The following is a 22557-nucleotide window of genomic DNA, read 5'->3' as shown; positions in this document are numbered from 1 at the left end:
TTTGCTTAGCGACTTTCTCTTGCGCTTTCTCCTGCGCTCCACGCCCGCAATACATCCCCAGCGCAGCGGCTTTTGTCGCACGTGCAAAAAATATCATTTTTCGGCGAATAAAAATCCCCGCTGATGCGTTTACTCACAGTAAGAACACCACGACCTTCCGGCACGGTTCACCCCAAGATGGGACGGCGCCGGGTTACCCGCATCGCGACTCATGGAGACGAAAAATGAACGCACTTATCTTATCGATTCAGCCGGCTGCGCGCCGCTTAATGGTTCCGGCACTGCTATGTTTGTTATACGCATCGCCGTCATTCGCCATGGGTGATAACAGCACCCAGAGCAAAACGCCGGACTGCCCCAGCGGGCAGGTTTATGACAGCGTCAGCAAACAGTGCGTCCCGGATAAAACCAGCAACCTTAGCGATCGGGATAAAACCAACTACGCCTATCATCTGGCGAAAAAAGGGCAGTATCAGGCGGCACTGAACCTGCTGGACTCGCTGAAAAACGGCAACACGGCAGAGGCCTGGAACTATCGCGGCTATGCCACCCGTAAGCTCGGACGTACCGATGAAGGGATTGGCTATTATCAGCGCGCGCTGGCGCTTAAGCCCGACTACGCCAAAGCGCGTGAGTATCTTGGCGAAGCGTGGATGGTAAAAGGCCGCCGGGATCTGGCGCAGGAACAGCTTAAAGTGATCTCCGGGATTTGCGGTCAACGCTGCGAGGAGTATCGCGATTTGCAGGCCGCCATTAACGGACACCCGGAATCCTGAAGGTCATCGCGAGGGTAAAAAAATTACAACCAGCGACGTTCGTTCACAACTTGCCGCACATCTGGCCCGTCTTTGGCGCTACGGGCTGATTCTGTCGCGCAATCGCGATATTGCCGAAGAGCTGGTTCAATCAACCTGCGTTCGCGCGCTCGAACGGAGCGCGCAGTTTACGCCGGGTACCCGCATCGACCGGTGGCTGTTCACTATTCTTCACTCCATCTGGATTTCCGAACTGCGGGCGCGTCACGTCCGAATGGGGCAAGGCTTCGTCGAAACCGACCCGCTGCTCGCCGCCGATGACCGTGAAATGAATAAAGATCATCGTCAGTATCAGCAGCTTATGCGCCAGGTCAGCGCCCTGCCGGAAGCCCAACGCAACGCGGTATTTTTAGTTTATGTTGAAGGTTTTACCTATCAGGAGGCGGCCGACATGCTATCGGTCCCCATCGGTACGGTGATGAGCCGGCTGGCGGCGGCGCGATCGACGCTGGCAAAAACGCTCAGTCCCGCCCCTTCAGCCAGGGAGAAACACTTGTGAAATCATCCTTTTTTACGCCCCCCTATAGCGATGAGGCCATTATTGCCTGGCTGGACGGCGAAATGAGCGCTCCCGACGCCCGCCGCTTTGAAGCCGCCCTCCGGGAGGATCGGCAGCTGGCCGCACGCACTGCCGAACTGAAGAGCAAGCCGCAGAATTATCAGCAGGCGTTTGCCCCGCTGCTGGAACAGGCTCCCGTCGCGCGCATGCAGAGCCGGCTTGATGCCCAGTTGGCCGCGCTGTCCGCGGCGGACATCCCGACACGCCCCCCGGCCTTTAGCCGCCGTGCCATGATTGCCGCCTCGCTCACTTTTTTACTGATCGGCAGCGGCTTAGGCTATCTGGCCCGTCCCGAGGCCGACGAACCTGATGAGAGCGAGAACATTCGCGATCTTGAAGCCCGTTACATGTCGCTTTATAGCGCGGAAACTCTGCTCGATCTGGACAGTTCACCGGCGATATTACAGCGCGGCCTGACGCGTACCGCCGAAGATATTGGTTTAGCGCTCAAACCGCAGCAGCTCGCGCTGCCGGGTGCCGAGCTAAAAATGGTGCGCATCCTGCGCTACGAGCGAACCACCATTGCGCAGATCGCCTGGATTCACGCGGCGTATGGACCGATGGCGCTGTGCATCTCTACGGCCAGCCAGCAAAACGATGCGAGGATAAACGCCGAACGGCGGCACGGCATGAACCTCGCCTGGTGGCGCGCTAACGGATATCAGTTCGTGCTGATTGGCCGCAATCCTGATGCGCAATTACAGGCTAACGCCAGCGAATTGCAGCGCTTACTGTCATAACCAGCGTGCGAGGTTGTCCTCAGCCTCGTTGAGGATTGCCGTCGGTCATCGCGCCTGGGCGCTAAATATTTTTCCCCCGGCGAAACTTTCTTTCTCACTGCGGCGAACTGTATAGCAGAGTCACCTGACCAGAACGCCCTGACATCGCTGGAGTTCATAATGAAACTGATGAAAAACCTCGCCCGTTCTTTGACCATGACCGTGGCGCTTGGCCTGTCCGCCACCGCCTTTAACGTCAACGCGGCGCTGCCCGTCGGCGCGCAAGCCCCCGCTTTCGAACTGCAGGGTGCCTTAGCCGGTAAACCGATCGCCTTCTCCTTGCAGCAGGCTTTGCAAAAGGGGCCGGTGGTGCTCTATTTCTTCCCGGCGGCCTTTACCGCTGGCTGCACCATTGAGGCCCACGATTTTGCCGAAGCCACCGATGAATTCAACAAAATGGGCGCCACCGTCATCGGCGTCACCGCCGGTAACACCGACCAGGTCAGCGATTTTTCTAAACTGGAGTGCCGCGATAAGTTCGCCGTCGCCGCGGATCCGGGGGCGAAAGTGGCCGCACAGTATCAAACGCTAATGGAGATGAAGGGCAAGACCGTCTCCGACCGGACTTCATTTGTCATAGCGCCGGACAGAACGATTCTGCTCAGCTACACCGACCGAAATCCGGACGCTCATATCGAGAAAACGCTGGCCGCCGTCAAGCAGTACGACGCCGCCCACCCGCAAACCCACTAAGCAAAGAGGCCAGCGATGCTCACCGCCATGCTGGCCGCCTTTATTGGCGGCATCATCCTCAACTTTATGCCCTGCGTTTTTCCGGTCATCTCCCTGAAAGCACTCGGGCTTCTGCGCCATACGGATAACGCCGTGGGCGCTCGTCGCGAAGGGCTGGCTTTTTTACTTGGTGTGCTGGTCACCATGCTGCTGCTAGCCGCTGTTCTGCTGGCTGCCCGCGCCGGCGGTGCCGCCGTTGGCTGGGGGTTCCAGCTGCAATCGCCGCTGGTGATTGCCCTGCTTGCGCTGGTGATCCTCGCCGCCGCGCTCAACCTGCTGGGGGTGTTCGAAGTCGGTCTATCGGCGCAGCGCGTCGGCGGGCTGGAGATTGGCCGCGGCGCCTTTTTACGCTCGGCGATGACCGGCGCGCTGGCTATCGTCGTTGCGACCCCGTGCGCGGCGCCGTTTATGGCCAGCGCGATTGGCTATGCGCTGGTGCAGCCGCCGGCTACCGCGCTGGCCGTGTTTTTTGCCCTCGCGCTCGGCTTTTCCGCTCCGTTCACTCTCGTCTCGCTGTTTCCGGCGCTGGCGGCACTCCTCCCTCGCCCTGGCGCCTGGATGGATATACTTAAACGTGCGCTGGCCTTTCCGATGTTCGGCGCTTACGCCTGGCTGGTCTGGGTGCTGGCGCAGCAGGCCGGTAACAGCGCGCTGGCAACACTACTGGCGGTCTCCGTGGCGCTCAGTTTTGCCGCCTGGATCTATGGCATCGCCCAGCAGCGTCGCTTTCAGGGCAAAGGGCATAAGCGCCTGTTCGCCGTCACCGGCCTGCTCGCCGTCGCGGTTATTGCCCCGCTGGCCGGTCTGATTCAGGCTGATTCCGTGTCGCCCGGCGCACAGACTGTCGCGACCGCCGACACCGCTGCGGAAAAATGGACGCCGCAGGCTGTCGAGGCGCAGCGCGGCCACGGCAAAGCTATCTTTGTTAACTTCACTGCCTCCTGGTGTATCACCTGCCAGGTTAACGAAAAGACATCGCTTTCAACCCAGGCCGTTAAAGAGGCGCTGGCAAAAACCGGGACGCTGTATATGGTGGCAGACTCGACTAAATTTAATCCGGACGTCGATGATGCGCTGAATCAATTTGGTCAGGGCGGCTTGCCGCTGTACGTGGTCTATCCTGCCGATGGCGGGCCGCCGAAAGTCCTGCCGCAGCTCCTGACGCCGGGCATCGTCGTGAACGCGCTGAACCAGGCAACCGGCAACAAAGCATAAACGCAACAAGGCGGATTATGGACATAAACGATAGCGCACGTGAAAGCTGGCCCGCGCTAATGGAGCAGGCGCAGGCGGGCGATCAGCTCGCCTACACCCGGCTGTTAAAAGCGCTGGTGCCGGTGATTCGTTCGCAGATACGTAAGCGAATCGCCGACGACGCGTTAGTGGAAGATGTCATTCAGGATGTGCTGCTGACGGTGCATCGGGTACGCCATACCTACGATCCGACCTACCCTTTTTTGCCCTGGCTGATGGCAATTATCTCGGCGCGGGCCGTTGATGCGCTGCGCCGTCGCGGCCGCTATCAGCAGTGGGAGATCCCTGAAGAGACGCTGCCGGAACCGGCAACCTCCCCGGATCCGCAAAAACGGGATAGCCGGGAGGAGCTGGCAGGCTATTTGCGCCAGCTCCCCTCCCGCCAACGAGCCATTGTGGAGCACGTCCATCTGCGCGAAATGAGCCTGACGGAAGCCGCTGCACATAATAATCTGAGTGTCGCCGCAGTGAAATCGCTGCTGCATCGGGCGCTGAAAAACCTGCGCCGTTTTGGAGCTCATCATGACTAATCATGACCTGTTAATTGACAAACTGGGGCGCGACATGCGGCCGGTGAAACGCCTGCCGTCGACCGGCAGGCGGGTTCTGAGCTGGCTGGCAGCGGCGCTGCCGTGCGCGGTGGCCGCCAGTTTCCTTGTGCAACGCAGTCCGACCGACTGGTCACAGCCCGGCGCCCCTCTGGCGGTGGTGCAACTGGTGCTGGCTTTTGCGCTCGGCGCGCTGGCGATTCGCAGCGCCTTCACGATGAGTATTGCCGGCCGGCGTTCGCTCAGCTGGAAAGCCCTGCTGCCGATTGGGCTGATGTGGCTGGGGTTGAGTATCAGCAGCATTCCCTATCCGGCGCTGCGGGTGGCGGAGAGCGACAGCACGCCCTGCTTTACCTTTTTGCTGGTGGTCAGCACGCCAATGATGGCGCTGATGATTGCCAGTCTGCGCCGCAGCCGAACGCTGCATCCGGTGCGCAGCCTGGCAATGGCGGGACTGGGCATTGCCAGCATGGCGGTCAGCCTGCTGGCGTTTTGCCATCCGGTGCATCTGCATCCGATGGATTTTGTCATGCATCTGGCGGCGATCGTCACCATAGTGGCGCTGACGGTGCTGGTTGGCAGGCGCTGGGTGGCGCTGGATTAACGCTCTGCCTCCTCTCAGCGCTATCGGGTGAATGGCGCTTTGCCTGCCAGCCTCTCAGGCTGCGCGAGCCGATAAAAAAACCTCGCGCGGCGAGGTTTTTATCTCAGCAACTTAGTGAGCGTTAACGACCACCCACATTGGCCCCTGACCGACGGCATAGCGCCCTTTCTCTTTCAATAGTCCCTGCTCACCGGCAATCTCATAGACCGCAATATGGTGGGATTTCTGCCCCGCCGCTATCAGATATTTACCGCTGTGATCGAGGTTGAAACCGCGCGGCTGCGCTTCCGTCGGCTGATACCCTTCGACGGACAGCACGCTGCCATCTTCGGATACGCTGAAAATGGTGATGATGCTGGCGGTGCGGTCACAGGCGTACAGGTGACGGCCATCCGGCGTCAGATGAATATCCGCCGCCCAGCGTACGCCGGTAAAATCGCCAGGCATCATATCCAACGTCTGGACGCACTCAATTTCGCCATGCGGATCTTTCAGCTCCCAGACGTCAACGGAGCTGTTCAGTTCGTTCACACAGTAGCCGTATTGCTGGTTCGGGTGAAACACCATGTGACGCGGGCCAGCTCCTTCAACGGTGGTCACTTCCGCCGGTTCTTGCGCGGCGAGGAATCCATCATCGCCGAGGGTAAACAGGCAAATACGATCCTGTTTCAGCGCCGGGACCCACAGGGTGCGGTTGTCGGGAGAAATATTGGCCGAGTGGCACCCTTCCAGCCCTTCCACAACGGCCACCGTTTCACCCGGCAGGCCATCGGTCAGCGGAGTAACGCTCACGCAGCCAGCGTTATAGGACGCGCTGAAGACAAAACGACCCTGATGATCGGTCGAAATATGCGTCGGGCTGCCCGGCAGCGCCGCTTCGCCAGCGAAAGTCAGCGCGCCGTTATCGGGCGCAATGCGGTAAGCCAGGACGCGAAACTCCGGACGTACGCCAACATAGAGATACTCTTTATTCGGGCTCACCACCATCGGCTGAACCTGACCCGGGGCATCGACAACCTGAACAAGCTTCAGGTTACCCTCAAGATCGAGACTCCAGACATGAATCTGCTGGCTTTCCGGGCTGGCGGTATAAACGGTTTGTTTCATGACTGCTCCTTTCCTCACTGCACAGGGAAAACGTATACATTTCATTCATCAGGCGATTGGGCTGATGCAATGTATAGACTCTTTTAACGGTAGATGCTGAAAAATTTGCCCCGCTGGCATAGCGGTGTACCATCGTGCCAGGCACTTTTTTCATCATTAACCGGAAACAACACATGACATCACGCGTGATTGCACTGGATTTAGACGGCACCCTGCTCACCTCCAACAAAACTATTCTGCCCGCTTCGCTGGAAGCCCTGGCCCGCGCCAGAGAGGCGGGGTTCCAGGTGATCGTCGTCACTGGCCGACATCACGTCGCTATCCACCCTTTTTATCAGGCACTGGCTCTGGATACACCTGCAATTTGTTGTAATGGCACTTATTTGTATGATTATCAGGCAAAAAAGGTTCTGCAGTCCGATCCGATGCCGGTCGATAAGGCGTTGAGCCTGACCGATATGCTCGCCGCTCACGATATCCACGGCCTGATGTATGTTGACGACGCCATGCTCTATGAACGCCCGACCGGCCACGTTATCCGTACGACCCGCTGGGCACAGTCGCTGCCGGTCGAGCAACGTCCGGTGTTCACTCAGGTCGATTCGCTGGCGCAGGCTGCCCGCGACGTCCAGTCGGTGTGGAAGTTTGCTCTCACCGATGAAGATATTCCTAAGCTGCAACAGTTTGCCCTTGATGTGGGACAGACGCTGGGGCTGGAGTGTGAATGGTCGTGGCACGATCAGGTCGATATCGCCCGCGCGGGCAACAGCAAAGGCAAACGCCTGGCGCAGTGGGTGGAAGCCCAGGGCCTGTCGATGCAGGATGTGGTGGCCTTTGGCGATAACTATAATGACCTCAGTATGCTGGAAGCCGCCGGAACCGGCGTGGCGATGGGCAATGCGGTTGAGGAAGTCAAAGCGCGCGCCAACGTGGTCATTGGCGAAAACGAAAGCAACAGTATTGCCGACTTCATCAACCGCAACCTGCTGTAATCAGGCGGCAATCGAAACGCTTTTAATCTGCGCATACAGCCATTGACCTGGCGTAATCCCCAGGTCATCTCTGGCCCACGGGCTGATGCGCGCCCACAGCGTGCGGCCGCTGAGGCTCAACTGCACTTCAACCTGCCCGTGTGTTTCAATACACTGCACCACCTGTGCCGGCAAAATATTGCGAATGCTGGTCTGCTGCGGCTGTTCGAGCACCAGCGATACGTCGGAGGCCTGGATGCGAATTCGCGTCGCCTCGCCGACTGGCCGGTCGAGATAGTTCACCCAGATCTGCTGCTCACCCAGCGCCAGCGCGGTCATGGCATAGCGGGGATGCTGCGCGGCAACGGACAGGTTCAGTATTGTGCTCTGTTGATCCGGCGGTAGCCACGGATGCATCACGCTGCTGCTCCATACCTCTTCCAGGTCGCCAAAGGCTTTGACTCGCCCCTCCTCCAGCACCAGCACTTTATCCGCCAGATGTTGAATCTCATCCAGCGAGTGGCTGACGTAGAGCATCGGAATATGTATTTCACGCGCCAGCCGCTGCAGGTACGGCAGCAGCTCGCGTTTACGAGGAATATCCAGCGAGGCCAGCGGTTCATCAAGCAGCAACAGCTCAGGGGCGGTGAGAAGCGCTCTGCCAATGGCCACCCGTTGTTTTTCTCCGCCGGACAGGCCGCCCGGCAGGCGCTCAAGCAGCGGTTCAATACCGAGCAGCGCCACCAGCTTATCAAACTGCCCCGCCATGCTTTTCGCCATGCCGTACTTCAGATTGCCGCGTACCTTGTAGTGTGGAAACAGGCGCGCGTCCTGAAACACATAGCCCACCCGCCGCTTTTCCGGGGCCAGGCAGATGCGTTTTTCGGTATCATTCAAGACCCTGCCGTTGAGCACGATCCGCCCTTTCTGCGGCCGGGTCAGGCCGCTGATGGCATTAATCAGAGAGGTTTTGCCCGCGCCGGAGACGCCAAAAACAGCGGTGATGCCGCTGGCAGGCAGCGTTTCATTAATACTCAGGCAGTGGTTACCCAGCGTCTGGGTGAAATGGAGTTCAAGCATCTGATTTCCCCGTCCGCACGCGGCTAAGACGCGCCAGCCATTCAGAAACCAGTAGCGATACCAGCGCCAGCACGATGGAAATCAAACATAAACGTGCGGCAGCCCCTTCGCCGCCCGGAGTCTGAATCAGGGTATACATTGCCGAAGGAATGGTGCGCGTTTCCCCCGGGATATTGGAGACAAAGGTAATGGTGGCGCCAAACTCCCCTAGCGAGCGGGCGAAGGCCAGAACGGTACCGACGATAATGCCCGGCAGCGTCAGCGGCAGCGTTATCGTAAAAAACACCCGCCAACGGCCCGCCCCCAGGGTTCGCGCCGCCTGTTCCAGCCTGACGTCCACCCCTTCCAGCGCCAGGCGAATGGCCCGCACCATCAGCGGAAACGACATGACCGCCGCCGCCAGCACCGCCCCGCGCCAGCTGAAGGCAAAGGTCAAACCGAACCAGTCATACAGCCAACTGCCGATAAAACCACGCCGCCCCATGGCAATCAACAGCAGGTAGCCCACCACCACCGGCGGCAGCACCAGCGGCAGGTGGATAATACTGTCGAGCAGCGCCTTTCCGGGGAAATTGCGCCGCACCAGCAACCATGAGATAAAAATCCCAAAAGGTAAGCTTAACACCACCGCCAGGGATGAGACTTTCAGGCTCAGCAGTACCGCCTGCCATTCGGGATCGCTTAAAATCATTAGCGGGTGGTAAATCCGTATTGTTTGAAGATGGCGGCCGCCTGCGGCCCTTTCAGGTAGTCGTAAAACCCGGTGACGGTGGCATTTTTATGCCCGTCGACGATAGCCAGCGGGTATTCAACTTTCTTGTGCGAATCTTCCGGGAACGTCCCGACCACTTTCACACCTTTGCTCGCCACCGCATCGGAACCGTAGACGATCCCCAGCGGGGCTTCGTTACGCTCAACCAGCGCCAGCGCTCCGCGTACGTCTTCAGCCGGTGCCAGTTTCGGCGCCAGCGTCTCCCAGGCACCCAGTTTTTGCAGCGCTTCTTTCGCGTAGATGCCTGCCGGCACGTGCTCCGGGTCGCCAACGGCCAGGCGGCCGCCTTTCAGCAGACTGGTCCAGTCGGTTTTGTTGTTAATCACCATCTCGCCCTGCGCGCTGGCTTTAGGCGCGACAACCACCAGGCTGTTGCCAAGCAGCGTCGTACGCGAGGCGCTATCGATCGCTTTTTTCTCGACCGCGTAATCCATCCACTTCTGGTCGGCGGAGATAAACAGGTCCGCAGGCGCGCCGGCTTCGATTTGCCGTGCCAGCGTCGATGAAGAGGCAAACGACGAGACCACATCGACGTTTTTCTCTTTCTTATAGGCCTTCGCAATATCCTGCATCGCATTCGTTAACGATGCCGCGGCAAACACCGTAACTTTCCCCTCTTCTGCCAGCGCGTGACCCGCGAGGGAAAGCGTTAGCGTCGCTCCGGCAAACAAGCGTAACCATTGACGTGCCATCTGAAACTCCTGTGAGTGCGTTATGTAGGGGATAATATAACGATAAGATCAGGGTTTTCCCAGCGCGAATTGGTGCCAGGTAGAGGAGGATCAAAAGAGAGCGGAAAAGAAGGTGGAAAAGTAGAAAGGAAAGAGGAAAAGACAACGCCCGGAAAACCGGGCGCCGGGAAGTCAGTTGTTCTGCTGGCCGCGATCTTTGTGACCTACGCCGGAGAAGATGTTAAACACTTCGCCCAGACCGTAAATCAGACCCAGGATGATGGCCATCACCACCGGGACCATGACAAGGGCAAACACCAGACTTTTCAATAGCTCTAACATGGTTGGCTCCAGAAAGTACGAATGCTTTATTGTAACCGCTTCAGCTGGAAAAACACGCCCCATTTGTGCGGTGGCGGGCCGATAGCGGCGACAGATGCATCTTGCAAGATGACCGCTATCGGTCACAATACTCTTTTTTGCCAGGATATCATTATGCAGGCCGAAATTCTTCTGACCCTCAAGCTACAGCAGCGCCTGTTCGCCGATCCTCGTCGTATCGCCCTGTTAAAACAGATCGATAGCACCGGATCGATTAGCCAGGGGGCGAAAAACGCGGGCATCAGCTATAAAAGCGCGTGGGACGCCATCAATGAGATGAACCAGCTCAGCGAACAGACGCTGGTGGACAGGGCTACCGGTGGCAAAGGCGGCGGCGGTGCCGTGCTGACCCGCTACGGACAGCGGCTGATCCAGCTGTACGACCTGCTGGCGCAAATTCAGCAAAAAGCCTTCGATGTGCTGAGTGACGACGACGCCCTGCCTCTCGACAGCCTGCTGGCCGCTATTTCGCGCTTCTCGCTGCAGACCAGCGCGCGTAATCAGTGGTTTGGCACCATCACTGGCCGCGACCACCAGCAGGTACAGCAACATGTCGAGGTGCTGCTTGCCGATCGCCAGACCCGCTTAAAAGTCGCTATCACCGCGCAGAGCGCAGAGCGTCTCGGCCTGGATGAGGGCCAGGAAGTTCTGCTGCTGCTGAAGGCCCCCTGGGTGGCAATGACCCAGGACCCGACGGTTGCTAAAGAGGCCGATAATCAACTCACCGGGCGAATCAGCCATATCGAGTATGGCCCGGAGCAGTGTGAAGTGTTGATGGCGCTGCCTGACGGCCAGAGTTTGTGCGCCACCTTACCGTTGGAACAGACCCGAAAACTGGCAGAAGGTGCTGAGGCAATAGCATATTTTAATGCCGATCGAATCATTCTCGCCACGTTATGCTGACGGCATTGACATTGCGCGCGTGACGTCGTATCCCTGTGGCAAATCGCTGCAAAAAGTGGGATACACAATGTCATCATTGCAAATTTCGCAAGGCACGTTTCGCCTGAGCGACACAAAAACGTTAAAAATCGAACACCTCACCGTTGGCGTCGGCGAAAGCTGGGCCTTCGTCGGCAGCAACGGTAGCGGGAAGTCGGCGCTGGCTCGCGCGCTGTCCGGTGAGCTCACCCTGCTGTCCGGCCGCGATGAAAACCGCTTTCCCCGGGTAACCCGCCTCTCCTTCGAACAGTTGCAGAAGCTGGTCAGCGACGAATGGCAACGTAACAATACCGACTTACTCAGCCCAGGCGAAGAGGACACCGGCCGCACGACGGAGGAGATTATCCAGGAAGAGTCCAGAGATGCCGCCCGCTGTGCGCGCCTGGCGGAATTGTTCGGCATTACGTCTTTGCTCCAGCGCCGCTTTAAATACCTCTCCACCGGAGAAACGCGTAAAACGCTGCTCTGTCAGGCGCTGATGACCCAGCCGGACCTGTTGATTCTCGACGAGCCTTTTGACGGCCTGGACGTCGCTTCCCGCCAGCAGCTTGCCGGGCTGCTGGAGAGGTTGCACCGCGAAGGACTCACGCTGGTGCTGGTACTCAACCGCTTCGATGAGATTCCGCCGTTTGTCCAGTTTGCCGGCGTGCTGGCCGATTGTACCCTCAGCGAAACCGGAGAAAAGCAGGCGCTGCTGCAACAGGCGCTGATCGCCCAACTGGCGCACAGCGAAAAACTGACGGGCATGAGCTTACCGGAACCAGACGCCCCCGCCGCCCGCCATGCTCTCGACGCCGGGGCACCGCGCATCGTCCTGCGGGATGGCGTGGTGTCATACAACGACCGGCCAATCATCGAGCACCTGAGCTGGACCGTTAACCCCGGTGAACACTGGCAGATAGTCGGTCCCAACGGCGCCGGTAAATCGACCCTGCTCAGTCTGGTGACCGGCGACCATCCGCAGGGCTACAGCAACGACCTGACCCTCTTTGGCCGCCGCCGCGGCAGCGGTGAAACCATCTGGGACATCAAAAAGCATATTGGCTACGTCAGCAGCAGCCTGCATCTTGAGTACCGCGTCAGTACCACGGTGCGCAACGTGATTCTGTCGGGTTATTTCGACTCTATCGGTATTTATCAGGCCGTTTCCGATAAGCAGCGCAAGCTGGTGCAGAACTGGCTGGATATTCTGGGGATCGACAAGCGTACCGCCGATGCGCCGTTCCACGGTCTCTCGTGGGGACAACAGCGGCTGGCGCTGATTGTCCGGGCGCTGGTGAAGCACCCGACGCTGCTGATCCTTGACGAGCCCCTGCAGGGGCTGGATCCGCTTAACCGTCAGCTGGTGCGGCGTTTCGTGGATGTGTTGATTAGCGAAGGCGCCACTCAACTGCTGTTTGTCTCCCACCACGCCGAAGATGCACCGGACTGCATTACCCACCGACTGGAGTTTGTGCGCAGTGGAGACGGTTACACTTATCAGGTCGGTCCACTCGCTGACTGAGCCGCTACAGGGGGCTACGGCCCCCTGTTTTTTTTCAGAAAAATAACCCTAAAAGACATCAATAAACTGTTTTTAAACATAAAAATAAAAAAATCACGCATTATGTATTTTAGTGTAAGCGATTCCACCAATTTGGCCTGTGTCACACTTTCCACTTCTTTGGTATGCTATCTTCATCACACACGATAAGCCTATTGGAGCGAATCATGAAAGTACTGGTTACAGGTGGTAGCGGTTACATTGGGAGTCATACCTGCGTTCAACTGCTGCTGCAGGGACATGAAGTGATTATTCTCGACAATCTCTGCAACAGTAAGCGCAGCGTATTGCCGGTCATTGAACGTCTCGGCGGGAAAACAGCCACCTTTGTCGAAGGCGATATTCGTAATGAAGCGCTGATGACAGAAATTCTGCACGATCACGCTATTGAAGCGGTGATCCACTTTGCTGGCCTGAAAGCCGTCGGCGAATCTGTCGCGAAGCCGCTGGAATACTACGACAATAACGTTACCGGTACACTTAAATTAGTTTCCGCTATGCGCGCCGCTGGCGTAAAGAACTTTATTTTTAGCTCCTCGGCAACCGTCTACGGCGATCAGCCGAAGATCCCTTATGTCGAAAGCTTCCCGACCGGCACGCCGCAAAGCCCATATGGCAAAAGCAAGCTGATGGTCGAGCAAATCCTCACCGATCTGCAAAAAGCCCAGCCGGACTGGAGCATTGCGCTGCTGCGTTACTTCAACCCGGTCGGCGCGCATCCGTCAGGCGATATGGGCGAAGACCCGCAGGGTATCCCGAACAACCTGATGCCTTACATCGCGCAGGTGGCTGTCGGTCGTCGCGAATCGCTGGCCGTTTTCGGCAATGATTATCCGACCCCTGACGGCACCGGCGTACGCGACTATATCCACGTCATGGACCTCGCCGACGGCCACGTTGCGGCGATGGAAAAACTGGCAGGCCGCGAAGGCGTACACATTTATAACCTCGGCGCAGGCGTCGGCAGCAGCGTCCTCGACGTGATCAATGCCTTCAGCAAAGCCTGCGGCAAACCTGTTAATTACCACTTCGCGCCGCGCCGCGATGGCGATCTGCCGGCCTACTGGGCGGATGCCGAAAAGGCCGACCGCGAACTGAACTGGCGCGTTACGCGCGACCTTGACGAGATGGCGCAGGACACCTGGCACTGGCAGTCCCGTCATCCTCAGGGTTACCCAGACTAAGGAACCGTCATGAGTGTATTTAACCCCGTCGACCATCCGCATCGTCGTTATAACCCGTTAACCGGGCAGTGGATTCTGGTATCACCGCATCGCGCCAGGCGCCCCTGGCAAGGGGCGCAGGAAACGCCGGCAAAATCAACTTTGCCGGCGCACGATGCGGATTGTTTTCTGTGTCCGGGTAACACCCGCGTCACCGGCGACACCAACCCGAATTACACCGGTACCTACGTGTTTACTAATGACTTTGCGGCATTGATGACCGACACCCCCGATGCCCCGAACAGCGACGATCCGCTGATGCGCTGTCAAAGCGCGCGCGGCACCAGTCGGGTCATCTGCTTCTCGCCGGATCACAGCAAAACGCTGCCTGAGCTGAGCGTTGAAGCGCTGGAAGGCGTGGTTAATACGTGGCAGGAACAGACGGCCGAGCTGGGCCAGACCTATCCGTGGGTGCAGGTTTTTGAGAACAAAGGCGCAGCGATGGGCTGCTCCAACCCGCACCCGCACGGCCAGGTCTGGGCCAACAGCTTCCTGCCCAATGAGGCGGAACGCGAAGACCGTTTGCAAAAAGAGTATTTCGCCGCTCAGGGTTCGCCGATGCTGGTGGATTACGTTCAGCGCGAATTAGCCGACGGCAGACGGACTGTCGTCGAAACTGAACATTGGCTGGCCGTCGTACCTTACTGGGCGGCCTGGCCCTTTGAGACGCTGCTGCTGCCGAAAGCGCATATTCTGCGTCTTACCGATTTAACCACAGCCCAGCGCAGCGACCTTGCGCTGGCGCTGAAAAAGCTGACCAGCCGTTACGACAATCTGTTCCAGTGCTCATTCCCATATTCCATGGGCTGGCACGGGGCGCCGTTTAATAACAAAGAGAATAATCACTGGCAGCTACACGCTCACTTTTATCCGCCGCTGCTGCGCTCGGCGACGGTACGCAAATTTATGGTCGGCTACGAAATGCTGGCCGAAACTCAGCGCGATTTGACGGCCGAACAAGCCGCCGAACGCCTGCGGGCAGTGAGCGACGTCCATTTTCGCGAATCCGGAGAATAACAATGAGTCTGAAAGAGAAAACCCAAACCCTGTTTGCTGAAAAATTCGGCTACCCTGCCACCCACGCTATTCAGGCCCCGGGTCGCGTCAATTTGATCGGCGAACACACCGACTATAACGACGGCTTCGTGCTGCCCTGCGCGATTGATTATCAGACGGTGATCAGCTGCGCGCCGCGCGCGGACCGGATTGTCCGGGTGATTGCCGCCGATTATGACAATCAGAGCGACGAGTTCTCCCTCGATAAGCCGATTGTCAGCCACGATACCCAGCAGTGGTCAAACTATGTCCGCGGGGTGGTGAAACACCTGCAGAAACGCAACAACCATTTTGGCGGCGCCGATCTGGTGATCGGCGGCAACGTGCCGCAGGGGGCGGGTTTAAGCTCCTCCGCGTCGCTGGAAGTGGCCGTCGGAACCGTATTCCAGCAGCTGTACCATCTGCCGCTGGACGGGGCGCAAATTGCCCTTAACGGCCAGGAAGCGGAGAACCAGTTCGTCGGCTGTAACTGCGGCATCATGGACCAGCTTATCTCGGCGCTGGGTAAGAAAGAGCACGCTCTGCTGCTTGACTGCCGCACCTTAGGAACCAAGGCCGTCTCCATGCCGAAAGGCGTCGCGGTGGTGATCATCAACAGTAATTTTAAACGTACCCTGGTCGGCAGCGAATACAACACCCGCCGCGAACAGTGCGAGACCGGCGCACGTTTCTTCCAGCAGCCTGCGCTGCGCGACGTCAAAATCGCCGAGTTCAATGCCGTTGCCCATGAGCTGGATCCGGTGGTTGCGAAACGCGTGCGCCATGTCCTGACCGAAAATGCGCGTACGCTCGAAGCCGCCGCCGCGCTGGAAAAAGGCGACCTCAAGCGAATGGGGGAACTGATGGCGGAATCTCACGCCTCGATGCGCGATGATTTCGAAATTACCGTTCCGCAAATTGACACGCTGGTGGAGATAGTCAAAGCCACCATCGGCGATAAAGGCGGCGTACGTATGACCGGCGGCGGATTTGGCGGTTGCGTCGTGGCGCTGGTACCGGAAGAGTGCGTTGATAGCGTTAAGCAAGCCGTCGCGCAGCAGTATGAAGCGAAAACCGGTATTAAAGAGACCTTCTACGTTTGCAAACCATCACAGGGGGCCGGCCAGTGCTAAACCAAACAACAGAACTGGCGCCGGACGGGCAGCCGTGGAATCTGATCACCCTGCGGAATAATGCCGGGATGGTGGTCACGTTGATGGACTGGGGCGCGACGTTATTATCCGCCCGGCTCCCGCTGGCCAATGGCGAAATTCGCGAAGCGCTGCTCGGCTGCGCGACGCCGGAAGGCTATACCCGTCAGGCGGCCTATCTCGGCGCCTCCGTGGGTCGCTATGCCAACCGTATCGCCAACAGCCGTTTTACCCTGGATGGCCAGACGGTCCAACTGACCCCTTCTAACGAGGCCGGCCATCAGCTGCACGGCGGGCCAGGCGGGTTCGACAAACGTCGCTGGCAGATAGTCAGCACGGACACGCATCAGGCGCTGTTTGCCCTTATTTCCGCTGACGGCGATCAGGGTTTTCCCGGCAATCTGCAAGCCACGGCGCACTACCGTCTTAGCGAAGATAACCGTATCGCCATCGAGTATCGTGCGACGGTTGATCGGCCCTGTCCGGTCAACCTGACCAACCACGTCTACTTCAACCTCGACGGTGGACAGACGGACGTGCGCAACCATCAGCTACAAATTTTCGCCGACAGCTACCTGCCGGTGGAGAGCGACGGTATTCCGGGCGGTGATTTACAGGACGTCGCCCAAACCAGCTTCGATTTTCGCACGCCGAAAACCGTCGCGGCCGACTTCCTTCGCGATGCCGATCAGCAGAAGGTGAAGGGGTATGATCATGCTTTCCTGCTGCAGGCAAAAGGCGATGCCCGCAAGGCCGCGGCCCACGTCTGGTCTCAGGATGGTCAGCTGCAGATGGCGGTGTATACCTCCGCCCCTGCCCTGCAGTTTTATTCGGGTAACTACCTGGGCGGCACGCCATCGCGCACGGAACAGCCGTACGCCGACTGGCAAGGTCTGGCGCTGGAGAGTGAATTTCTGCCGGATTCACCAAATCATCCGCACTGGCCTCAGCCCGACTGCATCTTGCGCCCGGGCGAGGAGTACGTCAGCCTGACGGAATATCAGTTTATTGCCCGATAAGCCTCTGGCCCTCCTGACGGAGGGCTTTTTTTCATCATTTTGCTGCAAATTACGCCACTCGCAGACAAAAATATAACCGCCGATTTACAAGCATCTTACACTGAGCCACGATTTTCGCTATGGTTAGGGATAAGCATTGCCGTGACGCAAATCGCGGCAATATAATGAGAATTGTTATCATTCAAACAAAGCTTGAGGAGTAAGTGTATGGCTGTAACTAAGCTGGTACTGGTCCGTCATGGCGAAAGCCAATGGAACAATGAAAACCGTTTCACCGGTTGGTACGACGTTGATCTGTCCGAGAAAGGCGTAGGTGAAGCAAAAGCGGCAGGTAAACTGCTGAAAGACGAAGGCTTCAGCTTCGATTTTGCTTATACCTCTGTGCTGAAACGTGCCATCCATACTCTGTGGAACGTGCTGGATGAGCTGGATCAGGCCTGGCTGCCGGTTGAGAAATCCTGGAAACTGAACGAGCGTCACTACGGTGCATTGCAGGGTCTGAACAAAGCGGAAACCGCTGAGAAATACGGTGATGAGCAGGTTAAACAGTGGCGCCGTGGCTTTGCCATTACTCCGCCGGAGCTGACCAAAGACGACGAGCGCTATCCGGGCCACGATCCGCGTTATGCAAAACTGACCGATCAAGAGCTGCCGGTAACCGAAAGCCTGGCGCTGACCATCGAGCGCGTAGTGCCTTACTGGAACGAAACCATTCTGCCGCGCCTGAAAAGCGGTGAGCGCGTGATTATCGCCGCTCACGGCAACTCCCTGCGCGCGCTGGTGAAGTACCTGGACAATATGGGCGAAGACGAAATCCTTGAACTGAACATCCCGACTGGCGTACCGCTGGTTTATGAGTTCGACGAAAACTTCAAACCGATCAAACACTACTATCTGGGCAATGCGGATGAAATCGCCGCAAAAGCCGCCGCGGTAGCAAACCAGGGTAAAGCGAAATAATTTTCGCCAGCCATAAAAAAAGCGTGGACCCGTCCACGCTTTTTTATTAGCTCTGAATCCCGGCGACACGATGCGCTGCCGGGCTGAGGCTGCGGATTAACCGCGACGGGCTTTTACCGCATCTGCCAGCTGACGCAGGATAGTATCGGTATCTTCCCAGCCGATGCAGGCATCGGTGATGCTTTTACCGTAGGTCAGCGGCGCGCCGCTCTCCAGACTCTGGCTACCTTCCACCAGATGGCTTTCAATCATCACGCCCATAATCGCCTGCTCGCCACCAGCTATCTGCCGGCACACATCGGCGCCCACTTCCATCTGTTTTTTGAACTGCTTGCTGGAGTTCGCGTGGCTGAAATCAATCATCAGCTGTACGGGCAGACCCGCTTTTGCCAGACCCACTTTCACTTCAGCAACATGCTTCGCACTGTAGTTTGGCTCTTTGCCGCCGCGCAGAATGATATGACAGTCGCTGTTGCCGCTGGTATTCACAATCGCCGAATGACCCCATTTGGTCACTGACAGGAAGCAGTGCGGCGCGCCCGCTGCGTTAATCGCGTCGATGGCCACTTTTATTGTCCCGTCGGTGCCGTTTTTAAAACCTACCGGACAAGAAAGGCCAGACGAAAGTTCGCGATGCACCTGTGATTCCGTGGTACGCGCGCCAATGGCGCCCCAGCTCATCAGGTCAGCAAGGTATTGCGGGGTGATCATATCGAGGAATTCACCCGCCGCAGGCAGCCCGCTGTCGTTAATCTCCAGCAGCAGCTTACGCGCGATACGCAGACCGTCGTTGATGTGGAAGCTGTTATCCATATGCGGATCGTTGATTAACCCCTTCCAGCCAACGGTAGTACGCGGTTTTTCAAAGTAAACGCGCATCACCACTTCCAGCTCGCCCTTCAGCTCCTCACGAAGCGTCAGCAGGCGTTCAGCATACTCTTTCGCTGCGGCAGGATCGTGGATAGAGCACGGGCCAATCACCACCAGCAGACGATCGTCATTGCCTTTAAGGATCTGATGGATCGCTTTACGAGCGTGCGCCACGGTGTTAGCAGCATTTTCGGTCGCGGGGAACTTTTCCAGGAGTGCAACGGGAGGTAATAATTCGTTGATCTCTTTAATACGTAAATCGTCGTTCTGATAATTCATTTTCTTTCCAGCGTTGCCATACTTAATCAATTGTGTGCAATCCTTTCAATCTAACTCGCCGTCAGAAAAGTGTAAACAGACTTTTACAGTCGCAAGGGTAATTGACTGATTAAAAAGATAAAAACAATACAAACCACAGGAATAGTGAGAAGCAAAGCCCCACAACCAGTTATAAACACTGAAAAATTAAAATATATAAATATTATATATTACATTGATGAGTTATAGCTCAATAATGCTCCGGCCATCGGCATTTTTGGCCTATTGTTGCCGCATCTGCGTATTGTTGAAACAAATGCCGCAGCACCTTGCCCTATCGACATTCGCTGATGGAACAGATGCCCGATTGTGGTTAATCTGTAAGAAGGTCAGAGACTAATTGCTAAAATAATGACAGGATTCTGTAATGGCTCATGCTCACACTCCGTCAGAAACCCCCGACCGCGGTAACGAAAAACGCCTGTTGCAGGCTTTCATCGTCACCGCCGGATTTATGCTTGTTGAAGCCATCGGCGGCGTCGTTTCAGGCTCGCTGGCGCTGCTGGCTGATGCCGGTCATATGCTCACCGATTCAGCCGCCCTGTTGTTCGCTCTGCTGGCGGTGCGCTTCGCCAGTCGTCCGCCCAATACCCGCCATACCTTTGGCTGGCTGCGTCTGACCACGCTGGCGGCTTTCGTCAATGCCATTGCGCTGGTTGTGATTACCATTCTTATTTTCTGGGAAGCGATTCAGCGTTTTAACCATCCGCAGCCCGTCGCTGGTAACACGATGATGGTGATTGCCGTAGCCGGGCTACTGGCAAACATACTGGCATTCTGGATCCTGCATCGCGGCAGCGAAGAGCGAAATCTCAACGTTCGCGCAGCGGCATTACACGTGCTGGGTGACTTACTGGGCTCGGTCGGGGCGATTATTGCCGCCATCGTGATTATCACCACTGGCTGGACGCCAATTGACCCGATTTTATCGGTGCTGGTCTCATGCCTGGTGTTGCGCAGCGCCTGGCGGCTGTTGCAGGAAAGTATCAACGAACTGCTGGAAGGGGCGCCGCGGTCGTTAGATGTCGAGGGGTTGCAGCGCGATTTGCACCGCTCGGTGGCGGAAGTCCGCGACGTGCACCACGTCCACGTCTGGCTGGTCGGCGAAAAAACGGTTATGACGCTGCATGTTCAGGTTGTCCCTCCGCACGATCACGACGCTCTGCTGAATCGCATCCAGGCATTTTTGCAGCATAAATATAATATTGAGCATGTGACCGTGCAGATGGAGTATCAGCCCTGTAGCGGCCCGGAATGCCATCTTAATATGACGCACGCCGGGCACGACCCTCATCACCACCATTAGCGAGAAAACGCGTGAGAACCTCGCTCACGCGCGCTGTTGATCCACATCCGACTGCCGTTAAGGGCAATAAAGGTCAAAAGCAGATATTCCAGCGACATCGCGTAAACCCCCTGAAGGGCGAAAATCACCACGCTGATGATGTTGATGATCACCCAAAGCAGCCAGTTTTCGACATACTTACGGGTCATCAGAATCATGGCGGCGACCGACAGCACCATCATGCAGGAGTCCCAGAACGGGAAGGCATCGGGCTGCAGTTCCGGCATCGTGACCTGCAGTCCCAGACTCTGCATGAGGGCGACCGCGATGCGCGTCAGGAAGGCGAAGACCGGATTAATGAAGACCGTCATCAGCGCAATTGCCACGATACAAGCGGTCAGCCAGCCCAGCGCCTTCGGCAATGGCAGCCAGCGAATACGCAGCTCGGCTTCATGGCTGCTGGTTTGCCGGGACCAGGCGTACCAGCCATAAACGTTGGCGGCAAAGAAAAAGACCTGCAACAGCAGACTGGCATAAAGCTGAATCTGAAAGAAAATAATGGCAAACAAGGTGACGTTGACCAGCCCAAACGCATAGTTGCTGATCTTTTCCAGACTCGCCAGCCAGATACACAGCAGCCCGGCAAGCGTACCGACCGCCTCGATCCATGATAAGTCGTATCCGCCGGTGCCGATGGGTATATGCACCAGGATATTCTGCGTACTAAAAAAATCCATATTTTCCCCGTCCAGTATTGATTGCGTAATTAATCACTATCCCCGAAGTGTAGCCGCAAAATCCAGCATTCTGTTCAGCGGGACTAATGCGCCGGTACGAAGCTGCGCATCGACCTTAATTTCGTGTTCGCGTCCCCCGTTTTCCAGCCCTTCGGCAATCGCCTTCAGGCCATTCATCGCCATCCACGGGCAGTGGGCGCAGCTACGACAGGTTGCGCCCTCTCCCGCGGTCGGCGCTTCCAGCAGCTCTTTTTCCGGTACCGCCTGCTGCATTTTATAGAAGATCCCGCGATCGGTGGCGACAATGAGCTGGCGCGCCGCAAGCGTTTTGGCAGCGGCAATCAGCTGGCTGGTCGACCCTACCGCATCCGCCATATCCACAATAGACTGCGGCGATTCAGGATGTACCAGAATGGCGGCATCAGGATAGAGGGCTTTCATCCGCGTTAACGCCTGGGTTTTAAATTCATCATGGACAATACAGGCCCCCTGCCAGCACAAAACATCTGCGCCGGTCTGGCGCTGTACGTACCGGCCTAAGTGACGGTCAGGCGCCCAAAGAATTTTTTCCCCGAGGCTGTCGAGGTGCTCAATAAGCTCAACGGCAATACTGGAGGTCACCACCCAATCGGCGCGCGCTTTGACCGCCGCTGAGGTATTAGCATAAACGACGACGGTACGATCCGGGTGGGCATCGCAGAATGCGTTAAACTCCTCAATCGGGCAGCCCAGATCCAGAGAACACTCGGCATGCAGCGTAGGCATCAGGATGGTCTTCTCCGGGCTGAGAATTTTTGCCGTTTCCCCCATGAAGCGTACGCCGGCCACCAGCAACGTCGACGCTGAATGACGGGCGCCGAAACGAGCCATTTCGAGAGAGTCAGCGATACAGCCGCCGGTCTCTTCGGCCAGTTGCTGAATTTCCGGGTCGGTATAGTAATGAGCCACCATCACCGCATCGCGCTCGCGCAGCAGACGTTTAATCTTTTCACGGTAAAAGTGCTTTTCATCGCGACTTAATGGCAACGGTTTAGGCGGGAAAGGGTAAATCGCCGTTTCGGGGTCAAACATTACGCTCATCTTGCAGTCTCGTTTTACTGGCTTAACTCAAATGCCGTTAACATGCCTTCAGATGGCATAGCGGCGGTCATGATGTTTTATATGCTAAACAAGATAGCGGATTGTACAGAAAATGTCGTGG

The 22557-nt window shown here is 57.3% G+C and carries 24 protein-coding genes; 16 read left to right on the top strand and 8 right to left on the bottom strand.

The window, feature by feature from the left end; translation table 11 throughout:
- Window positions 1-224 precede the first annotated feature (224 nt).
- The 7 genes from FNY10_RS02615 (at window position 225) to FNY10_RS02585 (ending at window position 5291) form a co-directional block, all read left to right on the top strand.
- Window positions 225-776, top strand: coding sequence for a tetratricopeptide repeat protein (locus FNY10_RS02615; protein ID WP_141965065.1), 552 nt, complete (start codon window positions 225-227; stop codon window positions 774-776).
- 22 nt (window positions 777-798) lie between these two features.
- Complete coding sequence (locus tag FNY10_RS02610; RefSeq protein WP_416309020.1) at window positions 799-1314, top strand: sigma-70 family RNA polymerase sigma factor; 516 nt, start codon at window positions 799-801, stop codon at window positions 1312-1314.
- Complete coding sequence (locus FNY10_RS02605; RefSeq protein ID WP_131047694.1) at window positions 1311-2114, top strand: anti-sigma factor family protein; 804 nt, start codon at window positions 1311-1313, stop codon at window positions 2112-2114. The genes FNY10_RS02610 and FNY10_RS02605 overlap by 4 nt, the downstream gene beginning before the upstream one ends.
- 159 nt (window positions 2115-2273) lie before the next feature.
- Window positions 2274-2846 carry a peroxiredoxin gene (locus FNY10_RS02600; protein WP_160701984.1) on the top strand — a complete coding sequence of 191 codons (573 nt, stop codon included), beginning with the start codon at window positions 2274-2276 and terminating at the stop codon, window positions 2844-2846.
- Window positions 2847-2861: 15 nt separating this feature from the next.
- Window positions 2862-4100 carry a thioredoxin family protein gene (locus FNY10_RS02595; protein ID WP_160701986.1) on the top strand — a complete coding sequence of 413 codons (1239 nt, stop codon included), beginning with the start codon at window positions 2862-2864 and terminating at the stop codon, window positions 4098-4100.
- A 17-nt stretch (window positions 4101-4117) separates the two neighbouring features.
- Window positions 4118-4669: a sigma-70 family RNA polymerase sigma factor gene (locus FNY10_RS02590; protein ID WP_160701988.1), complete on the top strand. Its 552-nt coding sequence runs from the start codon at window positions 4118-4120 to the stop codon at window positions 4667-4669.
- Window positions 4662-5291 carry an NrsF family protein gene (locus FNY10_RS02585; protein WP_131047690.1) on the top strand — a complete coding sequence of 210 codons (630 nt, stop codon included), beginning with the start codon at window positions 4662-4664 and terminating at the stop codon, window positions 5289-5291. The genes FNY10_RS02590 and FNY10_RS02585 overlap by 8 nt, the downstream gene beginning before the upstream one ends.
- 111 nt (window positions 5292-5402) lie before the next feature.
- On the opposite strand, the gene pgl is transcribed toward FNY10_RS02585, so the two are convergent.
- Window positions 5403-6398 carry a 6-phosphogluconolactonase gene (gene pgl / locus FNY10_RS02580; protein WP_100686256.1) on the bottom strand — a complete coding sequence of 332 codons (996 nt, stop codon included), beginning with the start codon at window positions 6396-6398 and terminating at the stop codon, window positions 5403-5405.
- A gap of 173 nt (window positions 6399-6571) precedes the next feature.
- On the opposite strand from pgl, the gene FNY10_RS02575 reads away from it, so the two are divergent.
- Window positions 6572-7390, top strand: coding sequence for a pyridoxal phosphatase (locus FNY10_RS02575; RefSeq protein ID WP_141965069.1), 819 nt, complete (start codon window positions 6572-6574; stop codon window positions 7388-7390).
- On the opposite strand, the gene modC is transcribed toward FNY10_RS02575, so the two are convergent.
- From modC to FNY10_RS02555, 4 genes are all read right to left on the bottom strand, one after another.
- Window positions 7391-8449 (bottom strand): molybdenum ABC transporter ATP-binding protein ModC, encoded by a 1059-nt coding sequence (gene modC / locus FNY10_RS02570; RefSeq protein WP_160701990.1) that lies wholly within the window; start codon window positions 8447-8449, stop codon window positions 7391-7393. It lies immediately after the preceding gene.
- Window positions 8442-9140 (bottom strand): molybdate ABC transporter permease subunit, encoded by a 699-nt coding sequence (modB, locus tag FNY10_RS02565; RefSeq protein ID WP_100686259.1) that lies wholly within the window; start codon window positions 9138-9140, stop codon window positions 8442-8444. Before modB ends, modC begins: the two co-directional genes overlap by 8 nt.
- On the bottom strand, window positions 9140-9913 hold the full coding sequence (gene modA, locus FNY10_RS02560; RefSeq protein ID WP_131047687.1) for a molybdate ABC transporter substrate-binding protein: 774 nt from the start codon (window positions 9911-9913) through the stop codon (window positions 9140-9142). The genes modB and modA overlap by 1 nt, the downstream gene beginning before the upstream one ends.
- A gap of 171 nt (window positions 9914-10084) precedes the next feature.
- Window positions 10085-10234, bottom strand: a complete 150-nt coding sequence (locus tag FNY10_RS02555) for an AcrZ family multidrug efflux pump-associated protein (RefSeq protein ID WP_131047686.1) — start codon at window positions 10232-10234, stop codon at window positions 10085-10087.
- 153 nt (window positions 10235-10387) lie between these two features.
- On the opposite strand from FNY10_RS02555, the gene modE reads away from it, so the two are divergent.
- The 7 genes from modE to gpmA all read left to right on the top strand — a co-directional run bounded on the left by modE (window position 10388) and on the right by gpmA (window position 18146).
- The gene (gene modE, locus FNY10_RS02550; protein ID WP_100686261.1) at window positions 10388-11176 is read left to right on the top strand and encodes a molybdenum-dependent transcriptional regulator; all 789 of its coding nucleotides are present in this window, start codon (window positions 10388-10390) and stop codon (window positions 11174-11176) included.
- 67 nt (window positions 11177-11243) lie between these two features.
- On the top strand, window positions 11244-12719 hold the full coding sequence (gene modF / locus FNY10_RS02545) for a molybdate ABC transporter ATP-binding protein ModF (protein WP_160701992.1): 1476 nt from the start codon (window positions 11244-11246) through the stop codon (window positions 12717-12719).
- A 206-nt stretch (window positions 12720-12925) separates the two neighbouring features.
- Window positions 12926-13942 carry a UDP-glucose 4-epimerase GalE gene (gene galE / locus FNY10_RS02540; RefSeq protein ID WP_004859716.1) on the top strand — a complete coding sequence of 339 codons (1017 nt, stop codon included), beginning with the start codon at window positions 12926-12928 and terminating at the stop codon, window positions 13940-13942.
- A gap of 9 nt (window positions 13943-13951) precedes the next feature.
- A complete protein-coding gene (galT, locus tag FNY10_RS02535) occupies window positions 13952-14998 on the top strand; it encodes a galactose-1-phosphate uridylyltransferase (RefSeq protein ID WP_131047684.1) in 1047 nt (348 codons plus the stop codon).
- 2 nt (window positions 14999-15000) lie between these two features.
- On the top strand, window positions 15001-16149 hold the full coding sequence (gene galK / locus FNY10_RS02530) for a galactokinase (RefSeq protein ID WP_160701993.1): 1149 nt from the start codon (window positions 15001-15003) through the stop codon (window positions 16147-16149).
- Window positions 16143-17186, top strand: a complete 1044-nt coding sequence (galM, locus tag FNY10_RS02525; RefSeq protein ID WP_141965073.1) for a galactose-1-epimerase — start codon at window positions 16143-16145, stop codon at window positions 17184-17186. Before galK ends, galM begins: the two co-directional genes overlap by 7 nt.
- A gap of 207 nt (window positions 17187-17393) precedes the next feature.
- Entirely contained in the window at window positions 17394-18146 is a 753-nt protein-coding gene (gene gpmA, locus FNY10_RS02520; protein ID WP_100686266.1) for a 2,3-diphosphoglycerate-dependent phosphoglycerate mutase, read from the top strand.
- A gap of 96 nt (window positions 18147-18242) precedes the next feature.
- Here the strand turns inward: gpmA and aroG are convergent, their stop codons facing one another.
- A complete protein-coding gene (gene aroG, locus FNY10_RS02515; RefSeq protein ID WP_131047681.1) occupies window positions 18243-19295 on the bottom strand; it encodes a 3-deoxy-7-phosphoheptulonate synthase AroG in 1053 nt (350 codons plus the stop codon).
- A gap of 406 nt (window positions 19296-19701) precedes the next feature.
- Here aroG and zitB point away from each other — a divergent pair, with 406 nt between their 5' ends.
- Window positions 19702-20640: a CDF family zinc transporter ZitB gene (gene zitB, locus FNY10_RS02510; protein ID WP_131047680.1), complete on the top strand. Its 939-nt coding sequence runs from the start codon at window positions 19702-19704 to the stop codon at window positions 20638-20640.
- Here the strand turns inward: zitB and pnuC are convergent.
- The gene (gene pnuC / locus FNY10_RS02505; protein WP_160701995.1) at window positions 20637-21356 is read right to left on the bottom strand and encodes a nicotinamide riboside transporter PnuC; all 720 of its coding nucleotides are present in this window, start codon (window positions 21354-21356) and stop codon (window positions 20637-20639) included. The two genes, zitB and pnuC, sit on opposite strands and share 4 nt — an antisense overlap.
- A 36-nt stretch (window positions 21357-21392) precedes the next feature.
- Entirely contained in the window at window positions 21393-22436 is a 1044-nt protein-coding gene (nadA, locus tag FNY10_RS02500; protein ID WP_131047679.1) for a quinolinate synthase NadA, read from the bottom strand.
- Window positions 22437-22557: the final 121 nt, after the last annotated feature.

The organism is Klebsiella sp. Lac1 (assembly GCF_009825425.1).
Lineage (GTDB): Bacteria > Pseudomonadota > Gammaproteobacteria > Enterobacterales > Enterobacteriaceae > Klebsiella > Klebsiella electrica.
Note: the sequence above shows the minus strand (reverse complement) of the source record. Positions and strands in the feature narration are given on the sequence as shown.